Raw genomic sequence first — 26176 nt, 5'->3', positions numbered from 1 at the left:
AAAATTATGAAACAAGAAAACAAAAATATCGATAAACGATTTAAATTATTTTCAATAAAAAATAAGATGGTATCGGTTTTTATATTTTTTGCCGTATCTCTTTTGACGGTAATATGTATAATCTCGGTATATCTTGCTTCTTTTTTTCTTATGCGTAATACCGAATATTTTATTAAAGAATTGGCTGAAGGTTCTTCTAAAGTTTTAAATGAGAGGGCTGATTCAATATTTAAAAAACTGGATACATTTTCAAATATGCCGATTATTCAAGATGACTCTGTTCCTTATTCTGAGAAAATTAATTTATTTAAAAATGAAATTCAAATGCTAAAACAAAGCGGATGGATTAGTTTCGGAATAAGCGGTCTTGACGGTGTCTTGTATAATACGGACGGTAAAACTGAAAAAATAAACAATACTGAGTGGTTTAAATCTGTTATAAAGGGAAAATATGTAATTACAGAACCTGAAATGTCTTTAACAAAAAGAAAATACGTTTCCATACTTGCAATTCCCTTACGCGATTTACAGGGAAAAATTGTAGGAACTATTACTGCTTCAATTTTAGGCGATTCCTTATCAAATTTAATCAGTGATATAATTGTCGGCGAAACGGGACAGGCTTATCTTATCAGCCCTTCAGGAATTATTTTGGGAAGCCGCAGACCGGAAATTTTATATAAAAATTTTTTTTCCGAAATATTAAATTCGGAGAAAACTGATTTTTCAATATTTTTAAAAGATGCCCTCGAATCAAAAAAATCGGCTGTACAAGTTTCTAAAATAAACGGAGTAAAACATATTTCAGCTCTGTCTACAATGAGATATTCGGGATGGAAATTATTGATAACGGCTCCGGCTTCGGAATTTATTTCAGAGAATGTATCTAACCTGCTAAATATTTTTCTCGTTGTTGTTTTGTGCGGTATTGTTATTGCGGTACTTATAGGATTTTTTACTGCAAACAATATTGTTAAACCGATTAATAAAGTAATTGAAGTTCTTAAAAATATTTCGCAAGGCGAGGGCGATTTAACTGTAAGACTGCCTTTAATCGGTAATAATGAAATTACCGAGCTGTCTGAATATTTTAATAGAACAATTGAAAAAATAGGAAATTCAATGCAGTCCGTAGGAGTTAACAGCCGCTCAATGGCTGAAATCGGATCTGACCTAGCGTCAAATATGAACCGGACAGCAGATTCCGTTCATGAAATTACTGAAAATATTAACGGCGTAAAACAGCAGGCTTTAACGCAGGCTACAAGTGTTACGGAAACGGCTGCAACAATTGAACAGATAATCAAAAATATTAAACAGCTAAATGCTTCAATTGAAAATCAAGCTGAAAGCGTTTCACGCTCATCGGCTTCAATAGAACAGATGACTGCCAATATTGCTTCTATAACTCAAACCTTGGAAAAGACCGATGAGCTTATTAAAACTCTTGCCGAATCGACTGAGGACGGAAAAGAAATTGTTTCTAAATCAAATAGAGTAACTCAAAAAATTGCGGAAGAATCTGGCGGTCTTTTAGAGGCAAGCAGTGTTATTGAGCATATTGCAAGTCAAACAAATCTTTTGGCTATGAATGCGGCTATTGAAGCAGCTCATGCAGGAGAAGCCGGAAAAGGATTTGCCGTAGTTGCCGACGAAATCAGAAAATTAGCTGAAGAGTCAAGTGCACAGGGAAAAACAATTACAGCAACGCTTAAAGCCTTAAGCGGCGAAATCGATTCCTTGTCAGTATCTTCTAAAACGGCTGAAGAAAAATTCAGTTTAATTTTTAGTTTTTCCGAACAAGTAAAATCTATGAGTGAATTTTTAACCCAGTCCATGCGTGAGCAGGAAAATGCCGGCGTAGAAATTTTAAATGCTATAAAAAATATTAATTCCGTAACTTTTGAAGTAAGTAACGGTTCGGCTGAAATGTTAAGGGGCGGAGAACAGGTTGCTGAAGAGATGACTAAATTAGACGGCTTAACCCGAAAAATTACGCTAAGCATGAATGAGATGGCTTGCAGTGCCGTTCAGATAAGTAATGCCATGAAGGAAGTCAATGAAATTACACAAAAAAATAAAATAAGCATTGAAAATCTGGCATTTGAGGTTAATAAATTTAAAGTATAGGCCTGCTTGAAAAATTTACATCGTTCTTTTACTCTTGCCTTTTTAGGCTAATCCGTGCTATAATAGCCCTTGAGGTTTTTATGAGTGATATTGAAAGTCAAATGTTAAAAAAGGGGCTTATAAAGGTTCCTATCGATGAAAAAAGTGCCGGAAAAGAGAGTCCTTATAAGAGAGTTGCCAAATTCCTTTTTATAATCGGGGCGGAGCAGGCTGCCAATGTTTTAAGGCAGCTAACCAAGGAGCAGATAGACAAGGTTGTAGCAGAGCTTGTTACGGTTCAATCGATAGATAAAAAAGAAGCCTATGATATTCTAAATGAATTTAACGATATCTATAATAAAAACAAAAACCTTTTAGGCGGTGTCGATACGGCTAAGACTATTTTAACCGAAGCCTTCGGCGAGGCCAGGGCAGAAGAGATTCTTGAAACTGCCGTGCCTCCTAAAATGCCTAAACCTTTTGAGTATCTTGAAGGGATGGATAAGGATCGCCTGACGCGGATATTACAAGGTGAGCTTCCGGCTACAAAGGCCATAGTTCTTTCTCAATTGGAACCTAAGCAGGCCGCAGCCTATATAAGTTCCATCGAAGATGAAGACGAAAAAAAAGACATCATCTTACGCCTTGCAAAACTTAAAAAAATAGATGCTGAAGTTCTTACTCAGGTAAGTGAGGCCTTAAAAAAGAAACTTGCCGACGTAAATTTAAACCGCACAAGCTCGGTTGACGGTGTTTCCGTATTGGCCGATATCTTGCGTAAACTGGATTATGAGACCGGCTCGAGTATTTTGGATTCTCTTGATCTTGAAGATGAAAATTTAACCGAAACTATAAAACGAAAACTTGTTACCCTTGATGATGTTATAAATATGAATCCAAAACACATTCAATATCTAATCTCTCCTATGACCGATAAAGAATTGGCTCTTTTGATACATAATCAAAGTGAAGAATTTAGAAAGGTAATCTTGGCGAATATGTCTAAAAGCCGTGCTGCCTTAGTTCTCGATGAAGAGCAATACATGGGACCTGTTCTAAAGCGTGACCTAAATAATGCCGTTGACCGTTTTTTAGCCCGAGTGAAAAATGAAGCAGAGCGGGGAAGGGTTATTATAGAAAAAGATGAAGACGATAAGTTTGTGTATTAGGTTCCGTTCGATTCCCCCGATTGAATAAAATAAGAATTTATGTAAAATAATGAATGGAGAAAATTATGATAACCGGAAAACGTTTTAAATTTATTCTATTGACTTTTATTTTTGCTGCAGGTCTTTTTGCACAAGATAAACCTGATGCTCTAAAGCTTTACAGGCAGGGACGAAGCCTTGATTCCATAGGAAGGCGTGAAGATGCCAGAACCGCTTATCTATCCGCTATAGAAATTTGCCGTAACGAATTAAAGGTAAATTCTAAGAATATGGATTCTTATGCCGTATATACATGGTGCCTTTTTAGATTGGGCCGATACAAGGACACCGAGCTGGTATGTAGTGATGCCTTAAAAATAGGGAGGGATGCCAGAATTATCGAAACCTTGGCAGAGGCTCAGTTTTTCCTCGGGAATTATAAAGACGCGTTGCGGAATATGGAAATGTATATCGAGATGGCTCCTAACGGAGAACGTATAAGCGTTGCCCATTTTTTTGTCGGAGAGATTTACCGAAATACAAAAAAATATCACAAGGCCGATATTGCTTATTCCATTTCAGTGCACTTGGAGCCTTCCAATTCTCTTTGGTGGTATAGGCTGGGAATTGTCCGTGAAGCGGCCGGAGAAAAAGAAGATGCGATTGCAGCCTATCAAACGGCAGTAAAACTCCGCCCCGAGTTTAAGGAAGCAGCCGAAGCCCTCAAACGGGTAAAGATTTAAATGCCTCAGCCTCTAATAGATTCCTTACAAAATTCTATCCGCTCATGGAAGGACATGAAAGATGCCTTTGATGAGATAGATGAGAATTCTTATCCCTACAACATTACAGGAATTTCCGGAGGTCTTTTCGGATTTTTTTTAACGGAATATTTGTACAAAACCCGTAAACCTGTCCTAGTGGTAGTTCCGACCGAAAAGGAAGCGGAGGCCGTAAGAGCCGACTTGGATTTTTCCGGAATAGAAAATTTTGTATTGCCTTGGTGGGGCTCTCTTGCCTATAGGCCTATTTCGCCGACGGCACCTGTGTTTTCCGAACGAGCCGAAGTGCTGATCCGCCTGCTTGAATCCGGGAATGAATCCTATACAAAAAACAAACCTCCGGTTTTTATCACCTGCCAGCGTTCCTTTTTAACTCCGGTTCCTCCGGCTGATTATTTAAAACAAAATAATGTAGAAATTACGGCAGGTTCAAGTCTTGATATTTTAAGCCTTGCGGAGCTTTTAAGTCTTTGGGGTTATATAAGAGTTCCGCGTGTAAGCGTGAGAGGCGAGTTTGCTCTGCGGGGAGAGGTCTTGGATATCTGCCTTGCTTCCAATTCGGGTTCGGAAAAAACGGCTTACCGAATTCAATTTGATTTTGATAAGGTAGAAAAAATAAAAAGCTTTGATATAGCAAGCCAAGGTTCTTTAGAGGAATATAAAAAAATTAACTTCTATCCCGTAAAGGAAGTAATTTGGAATGATGAGCGTATTGACTGCTTGGAAAAAAATTTAAAAACCTATTCGGAATTTTCTGAAAACAGTTTAAAAATTATTGATGCCTTAAAAGAATATAAAACATTTGAGGGAGAAGAAATTTTTTATCCTCTTGCGTTTCAAAAATCTTCTTCCGTTTTAGAATATGCGGAATTAAATAAGATTCCTGTTTTTTATTCGGACTATGACAGGCAAAAAAATTCTTCTGAAATTTTACTTAGAGAATATATGGGGCTTTATAAAAAAACAAAAACTCAATTTGACGAAAACGAAAAACGAAAAGCCCTTATTTCGGAATATCCCGAACCTCAACGCATCTTACTTCAATTTGAAAGCAATGTACAAAAATATAATAAGTCGATTTATTTTAGAACCTTAGCCGAGCAAGAAGATAAAAATAAAACTCTTAAATTTAAAACAGATCCGCCCCGCAGTTTTTTCGGGAACATAGTTTATTTACGCGAAGAATTAAATAATCTTTTAAATGATGATTGGTCTATCTTCGTATTTGCCGAAAGCGATAATCAAGCTCTCCGTATCGAAGAGATTCTGCACGAAGACAGAATAAAAATTTTACCTTATAACCTTTCAGGCGGCTTCGGTATTCCTGATCTAAAAATTTTGGTAATCCACGAAAACGAGATTTTCGGCCGCCGCCGAAGAATTCCAAAATCGGTAAAGACTGCAAAGAGTTCGGTTATAGATACCTTTATCGAATTAAATCCGGGAGACTATGTTGTTCATGTAAATTACGGCATAGGAAAATTCCGCGGTATCGAACGCGTTAAAATTTTGGATACGGAAAGGGATTATATAAATCTTTTATATGCAAATGATGAAACCGTTTTTATTCCGATTGAGCAGGCCGACCTTGTTCAGCGTTATATAGGAAACGAAGGAGAGGCTCCTCATCTCGATATCCTCGGCTCAAAGTCTTGGGAGAACAGAAAGAACAAGGTAAAAAAATCGGTTGAAGATATAGCCGCAAAACTCATCGATCTTTATTCTAAAAGAAAGGCGAGCACGGGCTTTGCTTTTCAAAAAGATGATGAATGGCAGACAGCCTTTGAAGCGGCTTTTCCTTATGAAGAAACCGATGACCAGCTTACCTGTATCGCCGAGGTAAAGGAAGATATGGAAAAGCCCGTTCCCATGGATAGACTTATCTGCGGAGATGTAGGTTACGGTAAAACCGAAGTTGCAATGCGGGCCGCCTTTAAGGCCGTTATGAGCGGCAAGCAGGTTGCCTTTTTATCGCCTACGACTATTTTGACCGAGCAGCATTTTGAAACCTTGGACAAGAGGTTTAAAAACTTCCCCGTAAAGTTAGCCCGCCTTTCCCGCTTTGTTCCAAAGGGGGAACAAAAAAAAGTTTTGGAAAAATTAAAAAAAGGCGAAGTGGATATTTTAATCGGAACTCACCGCATAATTCAAAAAGATGTTGTCTTTAAGGATTTGGGTTTGATGATTGTCGATGAAGAACAACGCTTCGGTGTTAAGGATAAGGAAAGATTAAAACAGATGAAGCACAATGTGGACTGTCTTTCTCTTTCTGCAACTCCCATTCCGCGAACCCTTCACATGTCGCTTTTAAAAATAAGAGACATGAGCGTAATCGCAACTCCTCCTCAAAACAGAAAACCTGTCGAGACGGTTATCGCCGAGTTCAATGCGGAAAAAGTTGCCGAAGTTATAAGACGGGAATCGGAGAGAGGCGGGCAGGTTTTTTATCTTCATAACAGGGTTGAAAGTTTGGATGAAACTCTTTTTATGCTTCAATCCCTTTTGCCCGAGATTATGATTGAAACGGCACACGGCCAAATGTCTCCTAACCAACTGGAAGAAATTTTTGAACGCTTTAGTTTGGGCGGTTTTCAGGTTTTAATTGCGACCACCATTATCGAAAACGGCATCGACATTCCGAATGCCAATACCATCATCATAGACCGAGCCGACATGTACGGCGTTTCCCAGCTTTATCAGTTGAGGGGAAGGGTAGGCCGTTCCGACAAAAAAGCCTATGCCTATCTGTTGTATCCCGACGATAAGGCTCTTTCCGAAATTGCTATGAAGAGATTGCAAGTTATTTCAGACTTTACCGAGCTCGGTTCCGGTTTTAAGATTGCGATGAAGGATATGGAAATAAGAGGAGCCGGAAATCTTTTGGGCAGGGAACAATCGGGCGATATTTATTCAGTCGGCTTTGATTTATATTTGCGTCTTTTGGACGAGGCTGTTCAAAAACTTCAAAACCAAGATTATGAACCTGTTCAAGAATCCGTTATCGAGCTTGAGTATTCGGGTTTTATTCCCGATTCCTATATTTCAAGCCCCGAAACCAAAATGGAAGTTTATAAAAAAATTGCAGCCGTTAAGGTGCAGGGAGACCTCGACAGGGTTTACTCCGAAATTCTTGACCGCTTCGGCCCGGCCCCCTCCGAGGTGGAAAGTCTTTTGGCTCTTTCCGAAATAAAAATTATCTGTAATCATCTTTCGATTGCAAGCCTAAAAGAAAGAAAGGCTGCCGTCCGCATCGAGTTTGCCCGTGTATCAAAAATCTCGGTGGATAAACTTTTGCGTATGATAAAAGAATCCGCAGGCCGTGTAAGCCTTGACCCAAAAGCCCCGAATGTCCTCATCCTCCAAACCGGCAAAATCGGCTTAAAAGAAAAAAGCGAATTCATCCGCGAAAAACTCGGCAACTTGATGTAGGAAAATTAGCCGCGGAACAATCTCTACAGTTTAATCCCTAGCTCATCTATATCCAAGCCGGATTTTTGTTCAAAGTATTTTTTTAGTTCGATATGTTTGTTCCATTTGTCTTGGGGATAATAACCATGGCGTTTTTTTACGTCGCTCATTCTCTCTTCGATTTTTGCAGAGCCTTGAGGGAGAGCAATGCTGTCGCATAGCTGAATGAGCCTGTCGTAATCGTCATATTCGTATTCGTCGATAAGCTTTTTTATTTTTTTATAAGCTTCAGGGCTGACATCGTTTTTGCCGATGTAGGTTTCTATTTTTTTTATAGAAAAAGAATGAGTTATACATACTCGGGCAGCCTCATCATAGCCTAATTTCATAAGATACTCATAACCGTCTATTACATGAGCAAGGGCTGTTACGCCTTCCCTCCGTCCTATATCGTGGAGGAGTCCCAAAATATAAGCCTTGCCGGGGTTCAAGTTCATGCACGCAGAGGCGATTTTTTGCGCACACTTGGCTGCAACAATGGAGTGTTCCCTCCAATGGCCGGGATTTTTTAAATAGGCTTCTTCAAGTAATCTTTCAGCTTCTTCTTTAGAAGGTAACATTTTTCCTCAAAAAAACCGCCCGGTGCTCAAGCCCTAGCTTTTTATAGAACTTGTAAGCTCGGCACATTAAGGCGGTTTTATAAGAACTTAACCGGTTATTTTCCGGAAATTGTAATGCCTGTAGAATGCATCCACGGAACTATTGCGTTTCCGTAGTCTACTTTTTCTTTTGAAACCGAAATTATATCGCTGAACATCTTTATGATGTTTCCTGCTATCATCGTTTCGGAAAGAGGTTTTGTAATTTCGCCGTTTTCGATGAGGTAGGAATTTTTTGCAACGCCCGAAAAGTCTCCGTTTGCGGCAGGGTTTCCGCCTGAAAAACGGCCGAGTAAAATTCCTTTTTTGACATTCTTAATCATATCGGCCTTTGCCGTATTTCCGCTTTCTATTATTAAGCCCTCTCCTCCCGAAACACAGCGCGGGAGTCCTGTTTTTTTAGAACCGTAAAGCCCTAAAACAAAGTCTTTTAAAACGCCTTTTTCGATGAGGGTTTTGTTTTCGGCCTTAAAACCGTCTCCGGTGTAAAGGCTTTCAAGTTCAGTGCCCGCCGGCTTTCGCGGAAACGAATGGAGGGTAAATAAATCCGATAATACTTTTTGGTTTAATTTATCCTTCCAAATAGAGGTGCCTGTAATGAGGGGCATATCTCCCATAAAAAGCCCCAGCATAGTACCTGCAAAATCTATCATACTCATAGGAGTTATAACTATGTCCCCTGTAAAGGAACCTGAAAGAGGGGCGGTAACCGTTTGCCCGCAGTTTTCCCTCATAATCTCATCTAGGTTTCCCCAGTCCTTTAAGGGCTTATCCAAGTTAAGGTGAGCGGCTCCGCTATAGTTAAAGCTGCTAGTACCCTTGCCGTCTTTTGCAAAAAACATTGCCGTAAAATTGTATATGCCTGAGCTTTGTGTAAAGCGCACTCCGTTTGAGTTTGCAAAGTTTTGTTCGCTTCGTGTAAAGTCTAAAACACATTGATTTAATTGTAAGGTAGGGTAGGCTGATTTTGTATAATCTAAAAATTCTTTTAGCCTTTCATACATTTTTTCGTTATTGGGTTCCGTATCGCCGTAGGAAAGAGTTTCTCCCTTTTGCATAGGTGAAATATCGTTTCCATCATCTTTTTCGGAAGAACGAGAAAGGGAAACGGCCTTTGCTGCATTTTCTTTTAAGGCCTTTTCGCTTAAATCGTTTCCTGCAATATATCCCTTTTTAGTTTCTACAAGGGAGGTCATCGAAACTGAAATATCCGTTGTGCTCCTGTAAAGGCTTAAACGGCCTGCATCAATATTCATTTCGCTTTTTACGCTTTTTGAAACCCTTGCTGCAGCCTTATCGGCTCCCTCTTTTTTAAGGGCATCCAAGATAAATTCCGCATGTTTTATTCCGTCAAATCCGCTCATTATTCCCGTCCTCCTACTCCGATTTTACACTTGATTGCGGGGCCGCCCATTCCTACATTGATGAGCTGCTTTTTTCCGCACATGCCGGCATTGCTCCAACTCATATCGTCGCTTACCATTGTTACGGTTTTAAGCATGTCGAAGGCTACTCCCGCTATAGTGCAGTCCTTTACGGCCCTGCCGATTTTTCCGTTTTTAATTTCATAACCGAGCACTACACCGAACATAAATTCGCTTGTAGAGTCGGCCTGCCCGTTCGATGAGCGTACAAAATAGTAGCCGTCATCAATGCTTGCTATCATATCCTTTAGCTTATCTTTTCCGGGGAGAATGGCGGTGTTCCGCATACGCACCAAAGGCTCATCCGAAAACTCGTTTGCACGGGCGTTTCCTGTAGGATCTACCTTGAAGATGGCTGCCGACTGTTTGTTATGCATATAGGATCGTAAGATTCCGTCCTTTATTATAACGGCATCCTTTGCAGCAACTCCCTCATCGTCTATCCAAATCGGAACGGGGCATATTTTGCCCTTACACTCGTAGGCAAAGTCTACGAGTGTTACCAATGGAGTCGCAACTTCCTTATTCATAAAGTCTGCTGCAATGGAACCGGACATTACGAAGTCCGATTCTGTGGTATGTCCTATTGCTTCATGGGCAAGGATACCTGCAAGGTCGGGTCCGAGTACAACATCGTGAATACCGGGCTTGGCATAGACTCCGGCCGCCTTTTGTTTTAGGTTTTCAACCATTTCATCTATTTTAGAATAGTAAAGATTAGGCTTATCGAAGAGGTTTTTAAATTGGCCGTAGCCTCCGAATACATCGTAGAGGCCTATGGGTTGGCCTTCCGAAAGGAGCTTAAAGCTCACCATTAAATTTGCCCTTGAGATATAGGTGTGGGCATCAGCCTTGTCTGAGGTAATAAGATGCCTTTCGGTTCCATTGGCCGAGATTCTAAAAATTCTTGATTGAAGTTCAGGATATTTTTTTGCCGTGTAGTTTTCAAGGTCTTTTATAAAGTCTATAGCTTCCTTTTGATCGGCATCCTTGGAAGGATCGTATTTTCCGTAGGAGCCTTGTCCCGTAAAGGCCGGAAGTTCTGCTTGACCGCTTCCCGTTTTTTTAGCTAAAAACTTAACGTTTTCGCTTGCCGATTTTATAGATGAGGCTATGGCCTCGTCCGTTTGTTCGGGTGATGAGGCAAAACCCCATACCCCGTCCTTAAAAGAACGGGCACAAACTCCGGCTTTTCGGGCTTGAACATTGTTTACAAGATCACCGTTTAGGGCTGCAACCGACATAGCCGTATTTTCTTGAACCCTAAGTTCGGTGTACTCCGAAAAAAGCCTCGCATGGCTCTTTAAATCATCATACTTCATATTCATACCTCCATAAAACTAAAAAAAATTATTCTTCTTCAAATTTATTGTTAAAAATAGTTTCGATTGCCTCGCAGGCTTCCTTTTCATCAGGCCCATCGCAGGTAAGAGTGAGTTCTGTGCCGTAGGCTGCTGCCATAGTTATAATTCCTATTACCGATTTGGCATTGATTTTTGCATCTTCTCTGCATAAAAAAATCTCCGAAGAAAAATTGTTCGATTTTTGTGCAATAAGAGCTGCCGGGCGGGCATGTATTCCGGCCCGATTTTGAACCTTAATAATTTTTGAAATCATAATTTATTCCTTTTACAGGTAGCCGCTAAAAACATCAGTTTTTAGCGGGTCTCCTTAGATTTATTTGCGATGTTTTTCATAAGTCATGTAATTTATAAAGACTTATGAAAAACTCGTCAGGCAATTTTAAAAACCAACAAGGTTTTTAAAATTGCCTTAATAGGTGTCGTCATCAGTGTAGTAGGGTGTTCTTGCAGAATCGGTTTCGATCCATCTAAGAACATTTCTGCTGAATTCTCTTGCAGAAAAATACCCCATACTCTTTAGTCTTTCATTTTTAGCTGCCGTTTCTAAAATAATCGGCACATTCCTTCCGGGTTTAACCGGTATTTCCAAGAGAGGAATTTTGACATCAAGAATTTCAGTTGTAAGTTCCTCAGTTCCCAATCTATCATAAACCTTTTCGGCATCCCATTCTTCAAGCTTCGCAACCAGCTGAATCTGCTTAACTTCCCGTATAGCTCCTATGCCGTAAAGCTGTCGTATGTTTATTATACCCAAACCTCTGATTTCCATGTGATGGCCTATAATCTTATTGGCTCCTCGTCCTACAAGGGTATTTCCGTTTATGCAGGAGATTTCGACCACATCGTCGGCCACGAGGCGGTGCCCCCTTTCGATGAGCTCAAGGGCTGTTTCGCTTTTTCCAACTCCTGAGCTGCCCATTATGAGAATGCCTAGGCCGAAAACTTCAACCAAGACTCCATGGATTGAAATTTTAGGTGCAAAGGTATTCGATAGGATTCGTAATAGGCGTAAGGCCAGTTCATTTGAAGAAAGGGTTGAAGTCAAAATAGGGCAATTATGCTTATCGCTTATTTCTAAAAATTCCTTTGGAGGTTTTAAATCGTTTGAAAATAAACAGCAGGGAATCTTAAAAGAAAACATTTTTTCGATTGTGGACAGGTCTTTTTTTTCCGTAAGGGTGGCAAGATAGGCATATTCTCCTCGGCCGAAAAGCTGCACTCTTTCATTTGCAAATGAATCGAAAAAGCCTGAAAGGGCAAGTCCCGGACGGTTGATATTGGGTTCCAGAATCTTATTGGAAAGCCCCATTCTCCCCGATATACAGGTTAATTCAAGGGAGTCATGTTTTTTAAGGTCTAATTCCAAAAGGTTGAGTACCGAAAAGCTTATGTTAGCCATGTTTTTACTATACACATTTAAGGCCTTTTTGTAAACAGACCTTGCCTGATTTTAGGTTGTTTTAATAGTTTAAAATTTACCGGTTTAAAATGAAAAAAGGGAGCCCTTTTAGCGCTCCCTTAAAATTAAAAACTTAAATCAAGTTTATTTCTTTTCTTGAACCTTGTCCTTTTCTTTTTTGACTTTTTGGTCGGCTATATCCATCATTTTATTGACGCCGGCCTCAAACTCATAGTTTTCGGTTGAAACATGAGCCGTGCCCCCCCACCTAAAGTTAATTGTTGTGTCGTAGATAAACTTTTTATCCAGTTTGATAAAGCACTGAATATCGGTAATAAGATTATCCGCATATTCAATTCTTTTAAACTTTTGATCAAGATATTTTTTCTGATCCTCGTCCATCGTAAATTTTACTGCTTGAATGTTAATGTTCATAATTTCCTCCACACAATTTCATTGTACTTATAGCATACTACACTTTTACCGAAAAGTCGAGCGTAAAATACAAATAAATGGTAAAAAAATGAAATTGAGAAGAAAATAGGCTTTTAGTAAAAACTATAGGCCTCTCGGAGCCTTTGCGGGATCAATGGGTTTATTTTTATCGTAGACCATAAAGTAAAGCCTTGCTTTGCCTGTGAGTAATTCTACTCCCAGCTCTCCCAGCTTTTGGCCTACGGCGATTGTATCGCCTTTTTTTACGGCGATTTTTTCCATTCCTCCGTAAACATAGATATGTTTTGTCTTAGATTGAACAAAGACGACCTGCCCGAAGCCTCGGTGCGGGCCTGTAGATACTACCTTCCCCGAGCTTACAGCCTTTACGGCCTGTCCTTTTACCGAGTCTATAACGACTCCGGTTATTTTCCCTGAAAGATAGGAAACTTTTGAGGCCGGAACGGGCCAAAGGAGCTTGGAATCGGCTTGCTTTGTAGAAGTGCTCGGCTTTACGGCCTGAGGTTCCTTATCGGAGCCTGCCTTTGTAATTGAGGTCTTGTCTTGCTTATTGGTTTGGGCTGAATTGCTCTTCTGCTCTTGTACTGTACCTTGGGATTTACCTTGAGGGATTTTTAAAATTTGTCCTATTTTTAAGGGTGTTTTTTCATTAAGGCCGTTTAGTTTAAGGATATCGGAAAATTTAACGCCGAATTTTTTGGCCAAGGCATAGAGGGTATCCCCTTTTTGTACTATGTGGGTAAGATCCTCCGAATTGGTCTTGGCATTAGTTTTTTTATCGCTTTTTGCAGAACTTCCTACCGGAATTATCAGTTTTTGTCCTATTTTTATTTTTGAAGGATCGCTTAAATTATTTTTTTTGAGAATAGAATCTACAGGCGTGTTATATTTTTTACTGATAGAATAGAGGGTGTCTCCTTTTTCGATTATATGCACGATATCTTCTGCAAAGCAGAAAAATGAGAAAAATATAAAAAATAAAAGACGTAAAATATTTTTTTTATACATTAATCCTCTTTATTAAACTACCGTTATCATGATTCCGTATTTTGAGGGCTAAACATATCGACCATAGAAGCCAAATCTTCAGGCGAGAATTCAATGTTCTTTTCCTGTACCCTTTCTTCATTTGTGGTATTGAGTTTTTGCAATAGACTAAAAACTATATAGGTTAAGATAACGTTTCCGGCCTTTGGGTGAGCGTTTATATATGCTGTAAATTGCTCTTTGGAAATGAGCAGGATTGTCGAAGGGGCTAAGGCGTTTACGGTGGCTGTTGCAGGCTGATCTTTAAAGAGGGATGTTTCACCGAAACTTGCATTGTTTTGTAAGATACCTATTTTTACATCTCCCCATTTTCCGTTTTTTACTATTTCAAGTTTTCCGCTTAATAATACAAAAAAGCCATTATTTTCGGTGCCTTCGGTAATAATGCTTTCGCCTCGTTCATAGGAAAGAATTTCAGAAAAATCTATTATCTGCATTAAATCCGCATCTTCAATGCACGAAAAAATAGCTGTTTGTTTTACTTCTTGAAAAAAAATGTTTCTATCCATTTCTACCTTGTTCATATTTACTCCCATACAATAATACGATGTTTTGTGCAAAGCACAAAACTCGAAGATAAACAGCGAGGCATTATTTGTGCCGAACTGTTTATCGATACTCCCAATTATCGGTATGCATTAAAAAATACATCCGTGCTTAAATTATTTATCTTTGTTCCTACGGGATAAGCTCCCAGTATGTTTTTACGGCCTTCTTCCAAATGCTTGGAGGTAATTCCGTATTTGATTGAGCTTTCAGCCTCAACAAAGGCTGCTATCTGGTCGGCAACCCTTACCAAGCGTCCATCCGTAGCCTTAAATTCCTTATCGGCATATTTTTGCGATAACTCTTCAAAACTTACAATTTTTACCTGTTTGTTTACAATAACCCTGTTTTCAAATTCATCGGATATATAATACATAACCTCATCTATAAAAGATTCGTCCATCAAGGGTAAAAGCTCGTCCTTTACTATGCGCTCTTCAATTTCTTTTACTACGGCGGGCAAGTGATCCGTTGCCTGTTTTACGGGCGAAATAATATCCCTTGTAACCGCTTCAGGAAGATCATGAAATAGGGCCGAAAAAAAATTGTTATATCTTCTTTCCTTATTAATGTTTAAATCGTAACACATTAAAAGGGTTAGGGCTGCAACATAAAAGGAGTGCCCCAATACCGTTGTCGGAGGAACACGCGGCGTCTGGTTCCATCTGACTTGAAATCTCAATTTTTCTATTTCGGTTATAAGTTTATGAGGATTTTGGTTTGCAAGGAGAAGCTGAATTCCGGTTAAATCCATAAACTCGCAGATTTCTTCCTTTAGAAAGCCGTCAATTTCGGTTAAACGGAAAGCCTCATTAACCGGTTTAAGCATTTCAAATTCTCTTATTGTAGAATATTTATGTGCGGCCCGTGAAACCTTCCATGTTATATCATCTTTATCGGGTTCTTCAAATAGATATGAATGAAATTTAGCCTTAAATTCTCCGTCGGGAAAAATATCATTATATTTTTCGAATATCCATTCGTTAATTTTTTTATATTCCTCAGGGTATTCTTTTCGGATTCTTCTTTGCACCGGTGCCTTTATATCGCAAAGGGCTATTTTTCTTAAAATATCAAAAACGGAACCGTCGATTATCCTATCCCAATCGATTTTTTTACCTTTTTTTTCTTCATATTTTCCGATTATATAGGCTAAAAAAGTTTTTTCGGCAGTTTTATCCATTTCGACTATTTCAAAGGGCCGGATAAGATCGTTCCAGCGCTGGATTGAGAAAGCCTCAAATAATTTTAAAACGGTTTTTGTCGTAAAAATCATTTTTTAGGTTTATCCTTTTGCTTTAGATCTTTTTCCATTTTATCTTTCCAGATTTCGATTTTACGTTTAATTTCTTCAACTTCCCTGTGCTCATTTAAAACCATGTGCACCCTTCTTAAGCCCTCCAAAAAAAGGATTGCAGTGCGGAAGTCGCTTATGTTGTTTGTAACAATTTCGTATTTTTCGCGGTATTTATCGGCTGCCTTTGTAAAAAGCTTTTTTACAAGGCGGAGGTGATAGATGACCGTATCATAATCTTCAGCATGAGGGTTTAAGCCTGTTTGGCTTATTTCTTTTAGGTCCATTATGTTTTTTGCAACTACTGCAAAACGGGCTTCTATGTCGATAAAGGACCAACGCCATTTGGTATTTTCCCCGTATGCATCTATTACCAAGTTTATCACCAGGCCCAGTTTTCGTATAAGATAATATCTTTGTTTTTCGGTAATCTTTGAAATCCGGCCGACGCTTTCTTCATATTCCGAAAAAGGAGCATCTATAAGGTCGGTTACAATTTCCTCAAGGTATATTATGGGCTTATACAGGGTTTTTCGCGCTTCATTTAGAATGTTTTCGTTTTTTCCGCCGAGGAGGGCTACAGATAGCCTGAATTTTGCCAGATAAAGGGTTGCCAAGTAAATCATCTCATCGGCAAGTACCAGCCTTTTATAAGCGGCACCGAATGTGTCTTTTTTTATAAGCGAAAGAATATTTTCTTCATGTTTTAAAACTTGGTTTATTACCTGATCATATTCATAAACCCGTTTTGTATAAAGTTCTCTGTTTCCGCTTTTTTCCCCGTCCACAATAATCTCCTCTATCGGACATATTTTAATAGAAGCTCTTCAGCATGTCTGAGAGATGCCTCACTTAATTCGTCTCCGGCCAGCATTCTTGCTATTTCTTCAAGCCTTGTCTTACCTGAAACAGCTGCTGCCGAGGTTTTGGTAGTTTGCCCTATCGTATTCTTTTCTATCTTAATGTGATTATCGGCATGAGATGCGATTACCGCAAGGTGAGTGATACAAAGAATTTGCTTTTTTTTCGACAACTTTTTCATATGGGAAGCTACATTTACCGCAACTTCTCCGCCGATGCCGGTATCGATTTCATCAAATATTAGGGTGTCCGCTTCATCTCCTTCCGCAAGTACCGTTTTTAAGGCAAGCATAACGCGAGAAAGCTCTCCCCCTGATGCAATTTTGGCAAGAGGCCGCAATGGTTCCCCGGCATTGGGGCTTATCATAAACTCGATATCGTCAAAACCGTAAGGATTTGCCGAGAGCCTGTTTCCTTCAGGGAGCCGAGTGTCCACTCTAACTTGAAATTTAGTTTTGGGCATGCCTAAATTGGAAAGAACTTCTTCAACCTCCTTTTGGAGTTTTGAAGATGCCTCTTTGCGTTTTTCGGATAGGATTCTTCCCAGTTTTAAAAGCTTTGACTGCAAAATTCCTATTTTCTGTTCAAGCTCCGATTTTCCGGCCTCCCGTTTGGAAAGTCCTTCAAGCTGTTCTTCGGCATTTTGCGCATAGTTTAAGACATCGTGTATCGTTGCCCCGTATTTTTTTGTCAACTTATATATTAAAGAAAGCCTTTCTTGTACTTGTTCCACCCTTTCAGGATTAAAGGTCAGCTTTGAAAGATAGGAATCTATAGAAGAACTTATATCGTCCAATTCGTAGTAGCCGGTTTCAAGCCTTTTTGAAAGGTCTTCAAGCTCTTCATCGCAATTTTTTGCAGTTTCAAGGTTATGCATTGCTTTTTTTGTAAGGCTGATGATACCCGACTCATCGGAAAAAAGCTGAGAAGCCGTGTTTAAGGCTTCAAAGAGTTTTTCGAATTGGTTTAATCTTTTTTCTTCAGCTTCAAGTTCTTCTTTTTCGTCTTCTTTCAATTTTGCCTTTGTTATTTCATCGATGGCAAACTGCAAAAGCTCTTGTTTTTCGGCAAGTTCTTTTTCGGAAAGGTTTAAGTTTTCAAGCTCTGTTCTTTTTTCAGCAAGTTCGGCATAAAGAGAGGTAAACATTTTCACTCCGTTGTTTATGCCTGCAAAGCTGTCCAAAAAACGGCGGTGTTCTGCAATTCTAAAAAGAGACTGATGATCGTGCTGGCCGTGGATATCCACCAAAAGAGAGGTGAAGTCTTCAAGTTCGTTCCTTGTTACCGGTGTACTCTGTATCCAAGCATTGGATCGGCCGTTTTGTTTTAAATTGCGGCGGAGAAGAATGCGGTTATCTTCAGGTTCGATTCCATGTTCTGCAAGCCATTTTAAGGCCTCGCTGTGTTCAGTTCCGATAAAAAAGCTTCCCGATACTACGGCTTCATCAGTACCTGAGCGTATAAGGTCAGTAGATGTTTTTCCTCCAAGTAAAAGAGTTAAGGAGCCGATTAATATCGACTTTCCGGCGCCTGTTTCACCGCTTAAAACATTTAAACCGTTTTCGAATTCTACAAAGAGGTTGTCTATTAAAGCTATGTTTTTTACCGATATATTTTCAAGCATTTACTTTCCTTAAATTCCAACATCTTAAAGTATAAACCAAAATGCAGCAAATTTCAAGTAGGCGTAAAAAAGTACAAATGACGAAGTGTAAATGCTTAAAATTGGGCTTTGGGATGTTCTTTATGGATATATTCCGACCATTCGTGATCGGCGCCGGCTATATGTTCAACAAGCCACCTGCCCAAAAAATCGTAAAATTTAAGACCCGTTTCGATATTTCCGGAAGCTAAAGGAATAATTGCTTCTCTTATCTTTTTTATAAACGATTTATGTATTTCTGCATGTTTTTTTAAATCGGGATAACCGTATTCATTCATTATTTTTTCTTCTTCTTCAAAATGATAATAGGTGTAATCGGATAAACTTTTTAGTATTTTACCTATTTTTAGTTTGTATTCTTCTTGAGGTAAGTCAAATAAATTTTTAAACTGTCCCATGATGGTTAAAAGTTTTTTATGATGTAAATCTATTGTATTATACCCTACGCTTAATGAGTCTTCCCATTCAAAATATCTAATTTCACTCATAAGACTATTTTAGCTAATTATCAAAAAAAGTCAAGGGAGGGAGCGTGTTATAGGATATCCTATTTCTAATTTATTCATCAATCTTATAAACCATATCGCCGGTATTCCAAATATACATAGAGGCTGACACAGGCTCTTTTCCTTCTTCCCAAAGCCATCCTGTATATGTTGTGTTATATCCGAAGTATCCTTCCGTTAAAATTTCAAACTCCATGCCGGAAAATTTTTCAATATACTCTTTTAACCCGATGGCTTTCCCTGAAAAATCTCCCTCATAAACAATTTTGTCAAATATCCAAACACTACATTCATCTAAGTCACTGCCATAAAATACGACATCTCCGGAATATTTTTTTTCTCCATTTTCGGTATACCGAAATAATTTATCTATCTTTAATGTCAATATGTCGTCATTAAAGATGATTTTCTTTATTTTGCTGTCATGAAGGCTAAAAGGAATATTATTGCTTCTATCATGTATAAAATCCATTTCCATCTCCCATAATGCTAATTTGCCTTACTCAATATCCATAGTATTGTACTATATTTCTGCTTTGTTTTATAGCCCTAGCTCTTGCTTTGTATCTTCGCTATTGCGAGTTTCCCGTATTTTGTCATTCAATCAAGTTTCAACACCTTTTTTCCTCGATCTTGAAAAAAAACGATTAATATGTTAAAATGCCGGACAATGTTTGACCGATTAGAACCCTTATTGCCTAAAATTAACTTATTTTTAAAAAATGTTGGAGAGGCCTTTATTCTTGAAGATCTTAAAAATTTTATCGGTCTAAAAAATTTTGATGATTATACTTTGGGCGTTTTTTTAATTTCTTTGTCGCTCGCGTATTTTTTTCCTGATCCCGATTCGGATGACGGTGTATGGATTAGCAAGCACGGATTTTTTACCGGCAAAAAAATTTGTGTGCAAATTTCGGATACGGAAAATAAAATGAAAATTTTTATCCCCGGCTCGCGGTTTTTACCCTTTTTGCCGGCAGATAAATATGCTCATGAGTCAAAGCTTTTTTATGAAGGAAAAGAAATCCCTAAACGCAAGGTATATTTGAGCTTTGATAGAATTTTTTCCTTTTATTTTTTATATACCGAAAGCGATCTTTCCAATATTTTATGTGAAGACTATGAAGAAAATGTAGAGACCTTTTCCCGTTTACATGATAGTTTTAATCCCGAATCCCGTTTTGCCGTAACTGCTTGGGATTTTTCGGCCGTTTTTGATGAATGTAATTTCGATTATCCTATGCGTTTTTTTGTGCATATCAAGGACTGGGCAAATGCGGAATTTGAAATTTTAAAAGAAAGTCATGAGCTTTTGGAAGATGATATTTCGAATTGGTTTAGTCTCTTTGAAACGGCCGTCCGCTCCTCCTTAAAGATATTACCTATGGACTCGACAACTCAAGAGGTTCTTTCTTTTGCCTACTTTTTGGCTGAAGATGCTCTTTTTAATGAAAATGCAGCACCGATGGAATTGTTTTTTGAACGTAAGGATGTATTCGGTGTTATGCCTTACGGTATCGAAGAAAAATTTGGAGTTTTAGATGAACCGATAGCCTGTCCCGACAGCTGGTTTTATTATCCTTATGATGAAAGTAAGGAGGGGCATTTTTTTAATTCTATAAATAGGCCTGTTACGGAAGCCGTTATAGACTGCTTTGTTTTGGATTTTTTATCTTCACATTATGCGGCCCGCTTTGATGATGAGGTAAAAGAGCTTTTTATAAAAGAATCTTTAGACTTCTTTATTCCGGAGTTTATAAATAACTATAAAACCGCGTCTTCAAAGTGTAAAACTTATTTAGGGATGCATTACGATTATTGGGTTAACCTATATAATCCATTTAAGGACGACGGTTCAAAAGATTTACGCTCAGACTTGGTAGACTTTTATAAAAATCTTGTTCTGTTTTTTAATGAGCTTGATGAACGTAAATTAAAAACATCGGACTTTGATGGTCAATCAGCCTTAATGATTTATCAAATTTTTGACAAGATTTTTCAATGGAGCGAATTTGTTGCTTCTATGTCTCCGGAAGATTCTAATTTTATTGAAGTAATGTCTATGTCTCTTGACAATTTATACTATGTATATACGGATTTGAAGGTCGAAATTAGAAATAAAATATCGGCCCTCACAAAAAAATAACAACCTTGGAGGTTTTTTATGAAAAACGAACTGGAAGCTATTGCTCTTTCAATCAGAAGTCTTTCGATGGACGCAATCGAAAAAGCCAATTCAGGGCATCCGGGGCTCCCTTTGGGAGCAGCCGAATTGGGTGCTGCCCTGTATGCTAAAATCTTAAAACACAATCCTAAAAATCCGGATTGGAAAGACAGGGACCGCTTTGTGCTTTCTGCAGGCCATGGTTCGATGCTTTTGTATTCCGCCTTGCATATTTCAGGCTACGATGTTTCAATAGAAGATATAAAAAGTTTTAGGCAGCTCGGCTCCAAATGTCCGGGGCATCCCGAATACGGCGATACTCCCGGTGTTGAAACCACCACAGGGCCCTTGGGTCAAGGAATTTCTACAGCTGTAGGTATGGCTATTGCCGAAAAAATGCTTGCCGCCCGCTTTAACACAGCCGAGCATAAAATAGTAGACCATTATACTTATGCCCTTGTAGGGGAGGGCTGTTTGATGGAGGGCGTTTCCTCCGAAAGTTCCAGTTTGGCAGGCCACTTAAAATTAGGAAAGCTCATCGTTTATTATGATGAAAATAAGATTACTATCGACGGTTCGACCGACTTAACCTTTACCGAAAATATCGAAGAAAGGTACAAGGCATACGGCTGGCAGGTATTGCGGGGTTCGATGTACTCCTTTGAAGATATTGAACGCCTGACTCTTGAAGCCAAAAAAGATGAAAGGCCGACTCTTATTATCTTAAAGTCCGTTATAGGTCAGGGGGCTCCGACGGTTGCAGGCAAAAACAAGGCACACGGCGCTCCCTTAGGAAAAGACGGCATTGCCAAAGCCAAGAAAAATCTTTTACTCGAAGGAAAAGGCGACTTTTATGTTGCAGAAGAAGCTTATGCTTTCTTTAAAAAGAGAAATGAAGAGCTGGCTCTTGCTGAAGCCGAATGGAATAAAACCTTTGAAGTCTGGTCAAAGGCCAATCCAGAAAAAAGAAAAGAATGGGATCTTTCCTTTGCCAAAGGCGGAGCTGATGAAACCCTTGTAAAATCTGTAAAGCTCCCAGAATTCAAAAAAGATGAAAGCATTGCAACCCGTGCTGCCTCAAAAAAGGCCTTAAACGAGTTTGCAAAAGTTCTTCCCAATCTTGTAGGCGGTTCTGCCGACTTGGAAGGCCCCAATGCCGTAGGCTTGGACGGAATCTCAGCATTTTCTCATCAAAATCCTTCGGGAAGATACATTTATTTCGGCATCAGGGAATTTGCAATGGGGACTATCACAAACGGCATTCAGCTTCACGGAGGTTTTAGGGCATTTTGTGCGACCTTCTTGGTCTTTGCCGATTATTTACGCCCGGCTCTCCGCCTTGCTGCCCTTATGAAGCTTCCTTCAATCTATGTTTTTACCCATGATTCAATCTTTGTAGGGGAGGACGGCCCCACCCATCAGCCCATAGAACTTTTAGCCTCATTGCGGGCTATTCCGAATCTGCTTGTTTTACGCCCTGCCGATGCGGAGGAAACAGGGGAGGCGTGGAAGCAGGCTCTCTTACACAAGGACGGCCCCGTCTGCTTAATCTTAAGCCGCCAGAATTTACCTGTCTTGGAAAAGAGCGATCTTTTTTGGAGGGAATTGATTAAAAACGGTGCATACATTGTAAAGGATGTAGAAGCTTCGGCTTGCGGCTGTACGCTAGGCAAGCCGGATAGAACTCCTGACGTAACTGTTTTGGCTACGGGTTCCGAGGTAAGTATGGCAGTAAAGGCTGCAAGTCTTGTAAAGGATAAAAAGGTCAGAGTTGTCTCCGTTATGTCGAAAGAAAGATTTGAAAACTCGCCAAAGGATTTTAAACATGGAGTTTTAGGCGGATGTAAAAAGAATATCCGTGTTATTACCGCCGAGGCGGGAGTCGCCCAAGGCTGGGAAGGCTGGACAGGCTGCAAGTGCGATAATTTTTCGATTGAGAGTTTCGGCACCTCAGCTCCCGGAGCCAAGGCCGCAGAACACCTAGGCTTTACGTCAGAAAACTTGGCAAAGCTGATAGAGAAGGGGTAGAAGATTCCTAATTATCAAAATACGAGGAGCCGAGTTTTTTCTTTAAGCGGGTAAAAAGCAAAAAGAGAAACAAGGCTGTTATAGGAAAGATGATGAAAATGGGCGGCAGCGGGTCGGCAAAGAGGTTTTTACAAAGCCAATAAATATGAAAAAATAAGGCAACGATAAAAAACTTTAGGCTTATTATGCCTATCATTATGTTGACCTTAGAAACCGAAAAAGAACCTGCAGCGGTCGAAAAGAGTTTTTTATCTATAGGGCCGCCGTGGCGATTTTGAAGATGCCCGAATAGGTATTCGGTGTATCTTCCGGTTCTTTTGTTGCAAAAGATTTTATCGAGCTCAGATTCGCCTTCAGCTTCATCTTTCCAAAATCGTGGGTTATCGCTCATCTTTGCTAGATTGCTTTCGTAGAGTTCATACCAAGCCTTTGAGCCCTTGCCCATTATAATCCAAAGCACCGAAAAGATTATACCTAAAAGACAGATAAGTATGGGAACTGCACCCGGCGTAAAAAGTGCCGAAAACGGCTTATCTTTTTTAATTGAAGCCTCAATTTCGAGGTTACTGTTTGGATCTATGATTAGTGTATACTTCGTTGAGCCGTCTACCTCTGTTTTGCCTGCATTAAGTGTTGCAGTAATTTGATTTTGGCTTAAGTGGGGAATAAAGATGTCTTTTATATAAAGGGCATAGGCGCTTGCAATGCCCAATAAAAAAACTGCAAGAAAGACAGACCTCTGCCAAAGATGTTCAAGCTCAAAATCTCTGCCTCGCCAAAGATAATCGTAAATATCCTTTGCGGTGGGTCTATCCTTTGTTGTATCAGCCATAAAAAAGCTCCTTATTTTGAAGTGATGTTTTGACAATAAGTTTCGAATATTTTGGTGATGGCTTTTTTGTAATACCTATTCATAGTAATAGTTTCTTCGGCAGGCTTAGAATGTTGGGTTACTTTTGAGTCCATATCTTTTTTAGGAGGTTCTATATGTTTATTTCTATCTTCTTCTAATTTTTTAATGGCTTCGTCATAAGCGTAGGTTAATAGTGCTTGTTTACAGGAATTTCGATATAGCAAGAATATAAAAACAAAGAATAAAATAGCTATTACTGAAATAACTACTACAGTCAACATGAAAAATAATTTTAAAACAAATATTATTGAAAAAAAATATGGATTATTTTTTTCTTCATTTTCTTTTGTTATAATTTTATTCTCATATCTTTTTGAATCATCAGTTGATTTACTGCTATACATTCCATTCTTTTTTATATCTTTTAAGATGTTATCAATTTTGTTTGTTTTTTCTGTTGAAATTTCTTTTACCGATTTTTGAGTTTCTGTTTCATAAAAAAATGACGAATAATAAGCTGTAAAAATGAATATTGCAGTTGTAATACACAAAAAAAATATACAAGCCAATGCATAGTAAATAATAAACCTAAAAATACTTTTTAGTTTATTATTTTTTATATCTGTATTAACTATAGTTCCTTTATGACACATCCTTTTTCTCCTTTTATTTAATTGTTAAGGTGTAATGGGCAATTTGTAATTTAATTACCCATTACCCACTACAAATTATCAATTCCTTCTAGTTTTTCTTCCACCATTTATTGCAATAACCGCCGTTATCGGATTCTTCGCGTAAATACTTGGCAGCAGTTTGTTCATTTTCCAAATCGCTTGGACTTATAGGCGTCGGTGTGCCGCTATAATCATAATTATCATACACTTTCCAGCCTTCTTTGTCTGCAAAGACTGCACTTGTTAAGCCCGTACAGCCGGAAAAAACACCATAGTCTATTTCTGTAAGGTTTGCAGGCAGTTTTATCTCGGTTAAGCCCTTACACTCGGAAAAAGCCCAGTCGCCTATTGTAGTAAGGCTTGTGTAGCCGGATAGGTCTAAACTTGTTAAGCCCGTACAGCCGGAAAAAGCACGGTTACCTATTGTAGTAACAGTGTCGGGAATGTTTGCGGAAGTTAAACCTCCTGCTGCAAAAATAAGAGTTGTCCCATTTTTACTGTACAGTATGTTACCTTCAGTTTTATATTTAGTATTGGCAGAATCTATTGTAAGACTTGTTAAGCCCGTACAGCCGGAAAAAGCATCCTCGTCTATTGTAGTAAGGTTTGCAGGCAAACGTACACTTGTTAAGCCTCTACAGTAGTAAAAAGCACCGTCACCTATTGTAGTAAGGTTTGCAGACAAACGTACACTTGTTAAGCCTCTACAGTCGTAAAAAGCCTCCCCGCCTATTGTAGTAAGATTTGTAGGCAGGCTTATACTTATTAAGCCCGTACAGCTGTAAAAAGCCCATATGCCTATTTTGGTAATGTTTTCAGGCAAACTTATACTTATTAAGCCCGTACAATATTTAAAAGCATCAGTGTCTATCTCTTTAATTTCCTCATCCCCGATTTTTGCCGGTATCACCAGATGTGCGGGCAATTCCTCTTTTGCACACTTGTAGCCTGTTATTTTGCCGTTCCCGTCGGTTCTCAAAATAGCAGCCGGATCTACAGCAGGAGGCTGATCCGGTTCATTAGGTCTATTCGGACCTGAACCGTTTGGACATCCCGTCAAAAGTCCTATAAATAATAACGATGCGGCAAGTGCACTAACTGCCGCCCAAGATGTTAAGAGTCTTGCTCTTGATTTTGAAACTGAGCTTACTCTTGATTTTGTGTTTGCATTTTTCATGTCAAACCTCTTTAAAAATTTATTTTGCTTACCCTATGCGGTAAGCCGGTGTTACCCTACAGGGTTCACTTCAAATCAAAGCCTTCACCCACTATGTTTATTGTAATACATTTCGGCAGTTTTGTATATACTTCGCTTGTTTTTAAGTTTTCAGTATACATTTTGGCCCAATAAAAGATGGTACGCTGGACAAACTCGCTGTTCCACCTGTTTTGAATTTCGATGTCAACAATTGTGTTGTTCTTTAAACGTAATTTTACGTCTAAAACACCGGTTTTATCGTTTATTGAATCCTTATGGAGCTCCTTATCCATAAGTTCCAAACCTGCGATGTTTTCAGACGGAATGTCTAAGATACACTCCAGCAAGTCCTGTAAGACATCTTTGTTTTCTTCAACTCCGAATACTCTTTTAAAAGCGTAGTCGTTGCGGAGGGTTATTTTAAATAATTTTTGCATAATTAAGCCTCGTTAATAATTTTTTTAAAAGGAGAAAAATTTTCCCCCTTTCATAATTATTGTATGAAAAGTTTGCAATAGATAGTAAAATTTAAATCAAAGAATATAATTTTATTAAAAATTAGACTTTATTTTCTTGATTTAGATTCTACAATT

22 protein-coding genes and 1 pseudogene are annotated in these 26176 nt (G+C 38.8%); 6 read left to right on the top strand and 17 right to left on the bottom strand.

Annotation, left to right across the window (positions count from 1 at the left end; translation table 11 throughout):
• Positions 1-6: 6 nt before the first annotated feature.
• The 4 genes from HO345_RS07050 (at position 7) to mfd (ending at position 7468) form a co-directional block, all read left to right on the top strand.
• The gene (locus tag HO345_RS07050; protein ID WP_253682227.1) at positions 7-2130 is read left to right on the top strand and encodes a methyl-accepting chemotaxis protein; all 2124 of its coding nucleotides are present in this window, start codon (positions 7-9) and stop codon (positions 2128-2130) included.
• A gap of 80 nt (positions 2131-2210) precedes the next feature.
• Entirely contained in the window at positions 2211-3278 is a 1068-nt protein-coding gene (locus HO345_RS07045; RefSeq protein WP_253682225.1) for a flagellar motor switch protein FliG, read from the top strand.
• Positions 3279-3343: 65 nt separating this feature from the next.
• Entirely contained in the window at positions 3344-4000 is a 657-nt protein-coding gene (locus tag HO345_RS07040) for a tetratricopeptide repeat protein (protein WP_253682224.1), read from the top strand.
• Positions 4001-7468, top strand: a complete 3468-nt coding sequence (mfd, locus tag HO345_RS07035; RefSeq protein ID WP_253682222.1) for a transcription-repair coupling factor — start codon at positions 4001-4003, stop codon at positions 7466-7468. It abuts the gene before it with no gap.
• A gap of 23 nt (positions 7469-7491) precedes the next feature.
• Here mfd and HO345_RS07030 read toward each other — a convergent pair whose 3' ends face one another.
• The 13 genes from HO345_RS07030 to HO345_RS06970 form a co-directional block, all read right to left on the bottom strand.
• Positions 7492-8067 (bottom strand): HDOD domain-containing protein, encoded by a 576-nt coding sequence (locus tag HO345_RS07030; RefSeq protein ID WP_253682221.1) that lies wholly within the window; start codon positions 8065-8067, stop codon positions 7492-7494.
• Positions 8068-8162: 95 nt separating this feature from the next.
• Positions 8163-9470, bottom strand: a complete 1308-nt coding sequence (locus HO345_RS07025) for a TldD/PmbA family protein (protein WP_253682220.1) — start codon at positions 9468-9470, stop codon at positions 8163-8165.
• The gene (locus tag HO345_RS07020) at positions 9470-10852 is read right to left on the bottom strand and encodes a TldD/PmbA family protein (RefSeq protein WP_253682219.1); all 1383 of its coding nucleotides are present in this window, start codon (positions 10850-10852) and stop codon (positions 9470-9472) included. Before HO345_RS07020 ends, HO345_RS07025 begins: the two co-directional genes overlap by 1 nt.
• A gap of 28 nt (positions 10853-10880) precedes the next feature.
• The gene (locus tag HO345_RS07015) at positions 10881-11147 is read right to left on the bottom strand and encodes an HPr family phosphocarrier protein (protein WP_253682218.1); all 267 of its coding nucleotides are present in this window, start codon (positions 11145-11147) and stop codon (positions 10881-10883) included.
• A gap of 156 nt (positions 11148-11303) precedes the next feature.
• Positions 11304-12293, bottom strand: a complete 990-nt coding sequence (hprK, locus tag HO345_RS07010) for an HPr(Ser) kinase/phosphatase (RefSeq protein WP_253682217.1) — start codon at positions 12291-12293, stop codon at positions 11304-11306.
• A 144-nt stretch (positions 12294-12437) separates the two neighbouring features.
• Positions 12438-12728: an HPF/RaiA family ribosome-associated protein gene (locus tag HO345_RS07005; RefSeq protein ID WP_002671537.1), complete on the bottom strand. Its 291-nt coding sequence runs from the start codon at positions 12726-12728 to the stop codon at positions 12438-12440.
• Positions 12729-12851: 123 nt separating this feature from the next.
• Complete coding sequence (locus HO345_RS07000) at positions 12852-13757, bottom strand: M23 family metallopeptidase (protein WP_253682216.1); 906 nt, start codon at positions 13755-13757, stop codon at positions 12852-12854.
• A 26-nt stretch (positions 13758-13783) separates the two neighbouring features.
• Entirely contained in the window at positions 13784-14320 is a 537-nt protein-coding gene (locus HO345_RS06995; protein ID WP_253682215.1) for a cyclic nucleotide-binding domain-containing protein, read from the bottom strand.
• Between the two features lie 101 nt (positions 14321-14421).
• A complete protein-coding gene (locus HO345_RS06990; RefSeq protein ID WP_253682214.1) occupies positions 14422-15618 on the bottom strand; it encodes an HD domain-containing protein in 1197 nt (398 codons plus the stop codon).
• Positions 15615-16424: a TP0443 family flagellar-associated protein gene (locus HO345_RS06985; protein ID WP_010691039.1), complete on the bottom strand. Its 810-nt coding sequence runs from the start codon at positions 16422-16424 to the stop codon at positions 15615-15617. Before HO345_RS06985 ends, HO345_RS06990 begins: the two co-directional genes overlap by 4 nt.
• Positions 16425-16435: 11 nt before the next feature.
• Complete coding sequence (gene recN / locus HO345_RS06980) at positions 16436-18121, bottom strand: DNA repair protein RecN (protein ID WP_253682213.1); 1686 nt, start codon at positions 18119-18121, stop codon at positions 16436-16438.
• A 95-nt stretch (positions 18122-18216) separates the two neighbouring features.
• Positions 18217-18648 carry a bacteriohemerythrin gene (locus HO345_RS06975; RefSeq protein WP_253682212.1) on the bottom strand — a complete coding sequence of 144 codons (432 nt, stop codon included), beginning with the start codon at positions 18646-18648 and terminating at the stop codon, positions 18217-18219.
• 70 nt (positions 18649-18718) lie between these two features.
• A complete protein-coding gene (locus HO345_RS06970) occupies positions 18719-19138 on the bottom strand; it encodes a hypothetical protein (RefSeq protein ID WP_253682211.1) in 420 nt (139 codons plus the stop codon).
• Positions 19139-19318: 180 nt separating this feature from the next.
• Here HO345_RS06970 and HO345_RS06965 point away from each other — a divergent pair, with 180 nt between their 5' ends.
• On the top strand, positions 19319-20812 hold the full coding sequence (locus tag HO345_RS06965; protein ID WP_366796377.1) for a hypothetical protein: 1494 nt from the start codon (positions 19319-19321) through the stop codon (positions 20810-20812).
• A gap of 18 nt (positions 20813-20830) precedes the next feature.
• Complete coding sequence (gene tkt, locus HO345_RS06960; RefSeq protein ID WP_253682209.1) at positions 20831-22858, top strand: transketolase; 2028 nt, start codon at positions 20831-20833, stop codon at positions 22856-22858.
• A 7-nt stretch (positions 22859-22865) separates the two neighbouring features.
• Here the strand turns inward: tkt and HO345_RS06955 are convergent, their stop codons facing one another.
• From HO345_RS06955 to HO345_RS06940, 4 genes and pseudogenes are all read right to left on the bottom strand, one after another.
• A complete protein-coding gene (locus HO345_RS06955) occupies positions 22866-23690 on the bottom strand; it encodes a RipA family octameric membrane protein (protein ID WP_253682208.1) in 825 nt (274 codons plus the stop codon).
• An 11-nt stretch (positions 23691-23701) separates the two neighbouring features.
• The gene (locus tag HO345_RS06950) at positions 23702-24364 is read right to left on the bottom strand and encodes a hypothetical protein (RefSeq protein ID WP_253682207.1); all 663 of its coding nucleotides are present in this window, start codon (positions 24362-24364) and stop codon (positions 23702-23704) included.
• A gap of 88 nt (positions 24365-24452) precedes the next feature.
• Entirely contained in the window at positions 24453-25562 is a 1110-nt protein-coding gene (locus HO345_RS06945; protein ID WP_253682206.1) for a leucine-rich repeat domain-containing protein, read from the bottom strand.
• A 71-nt stretch (positions 25563-25633) separates the two neighbouring features.
• Positions 25634-26020: pseudogene (locus tag HO345_RS06940) on the bottom strand (Rpn family recombination-promoting nuclease/putative transposase); the annotation flags it as partial.
• Between the last annotated feature and the right edge of the window lie 156 nt (positions 26021-26176).

This window comes from Treponema denticola (assembly GCF_024181645.1).
In the GTDB taxonomy this organism is placed as follows: domain Bacteria; phylum Spirochaetota; class Spirochaetia; order Treponematales; family Treponemataceae; genus Treponema_B; species Treponema_B denticola_A.
This window is presented reverse-complemented; position numbering and strand designations above follow the sequence as displayed.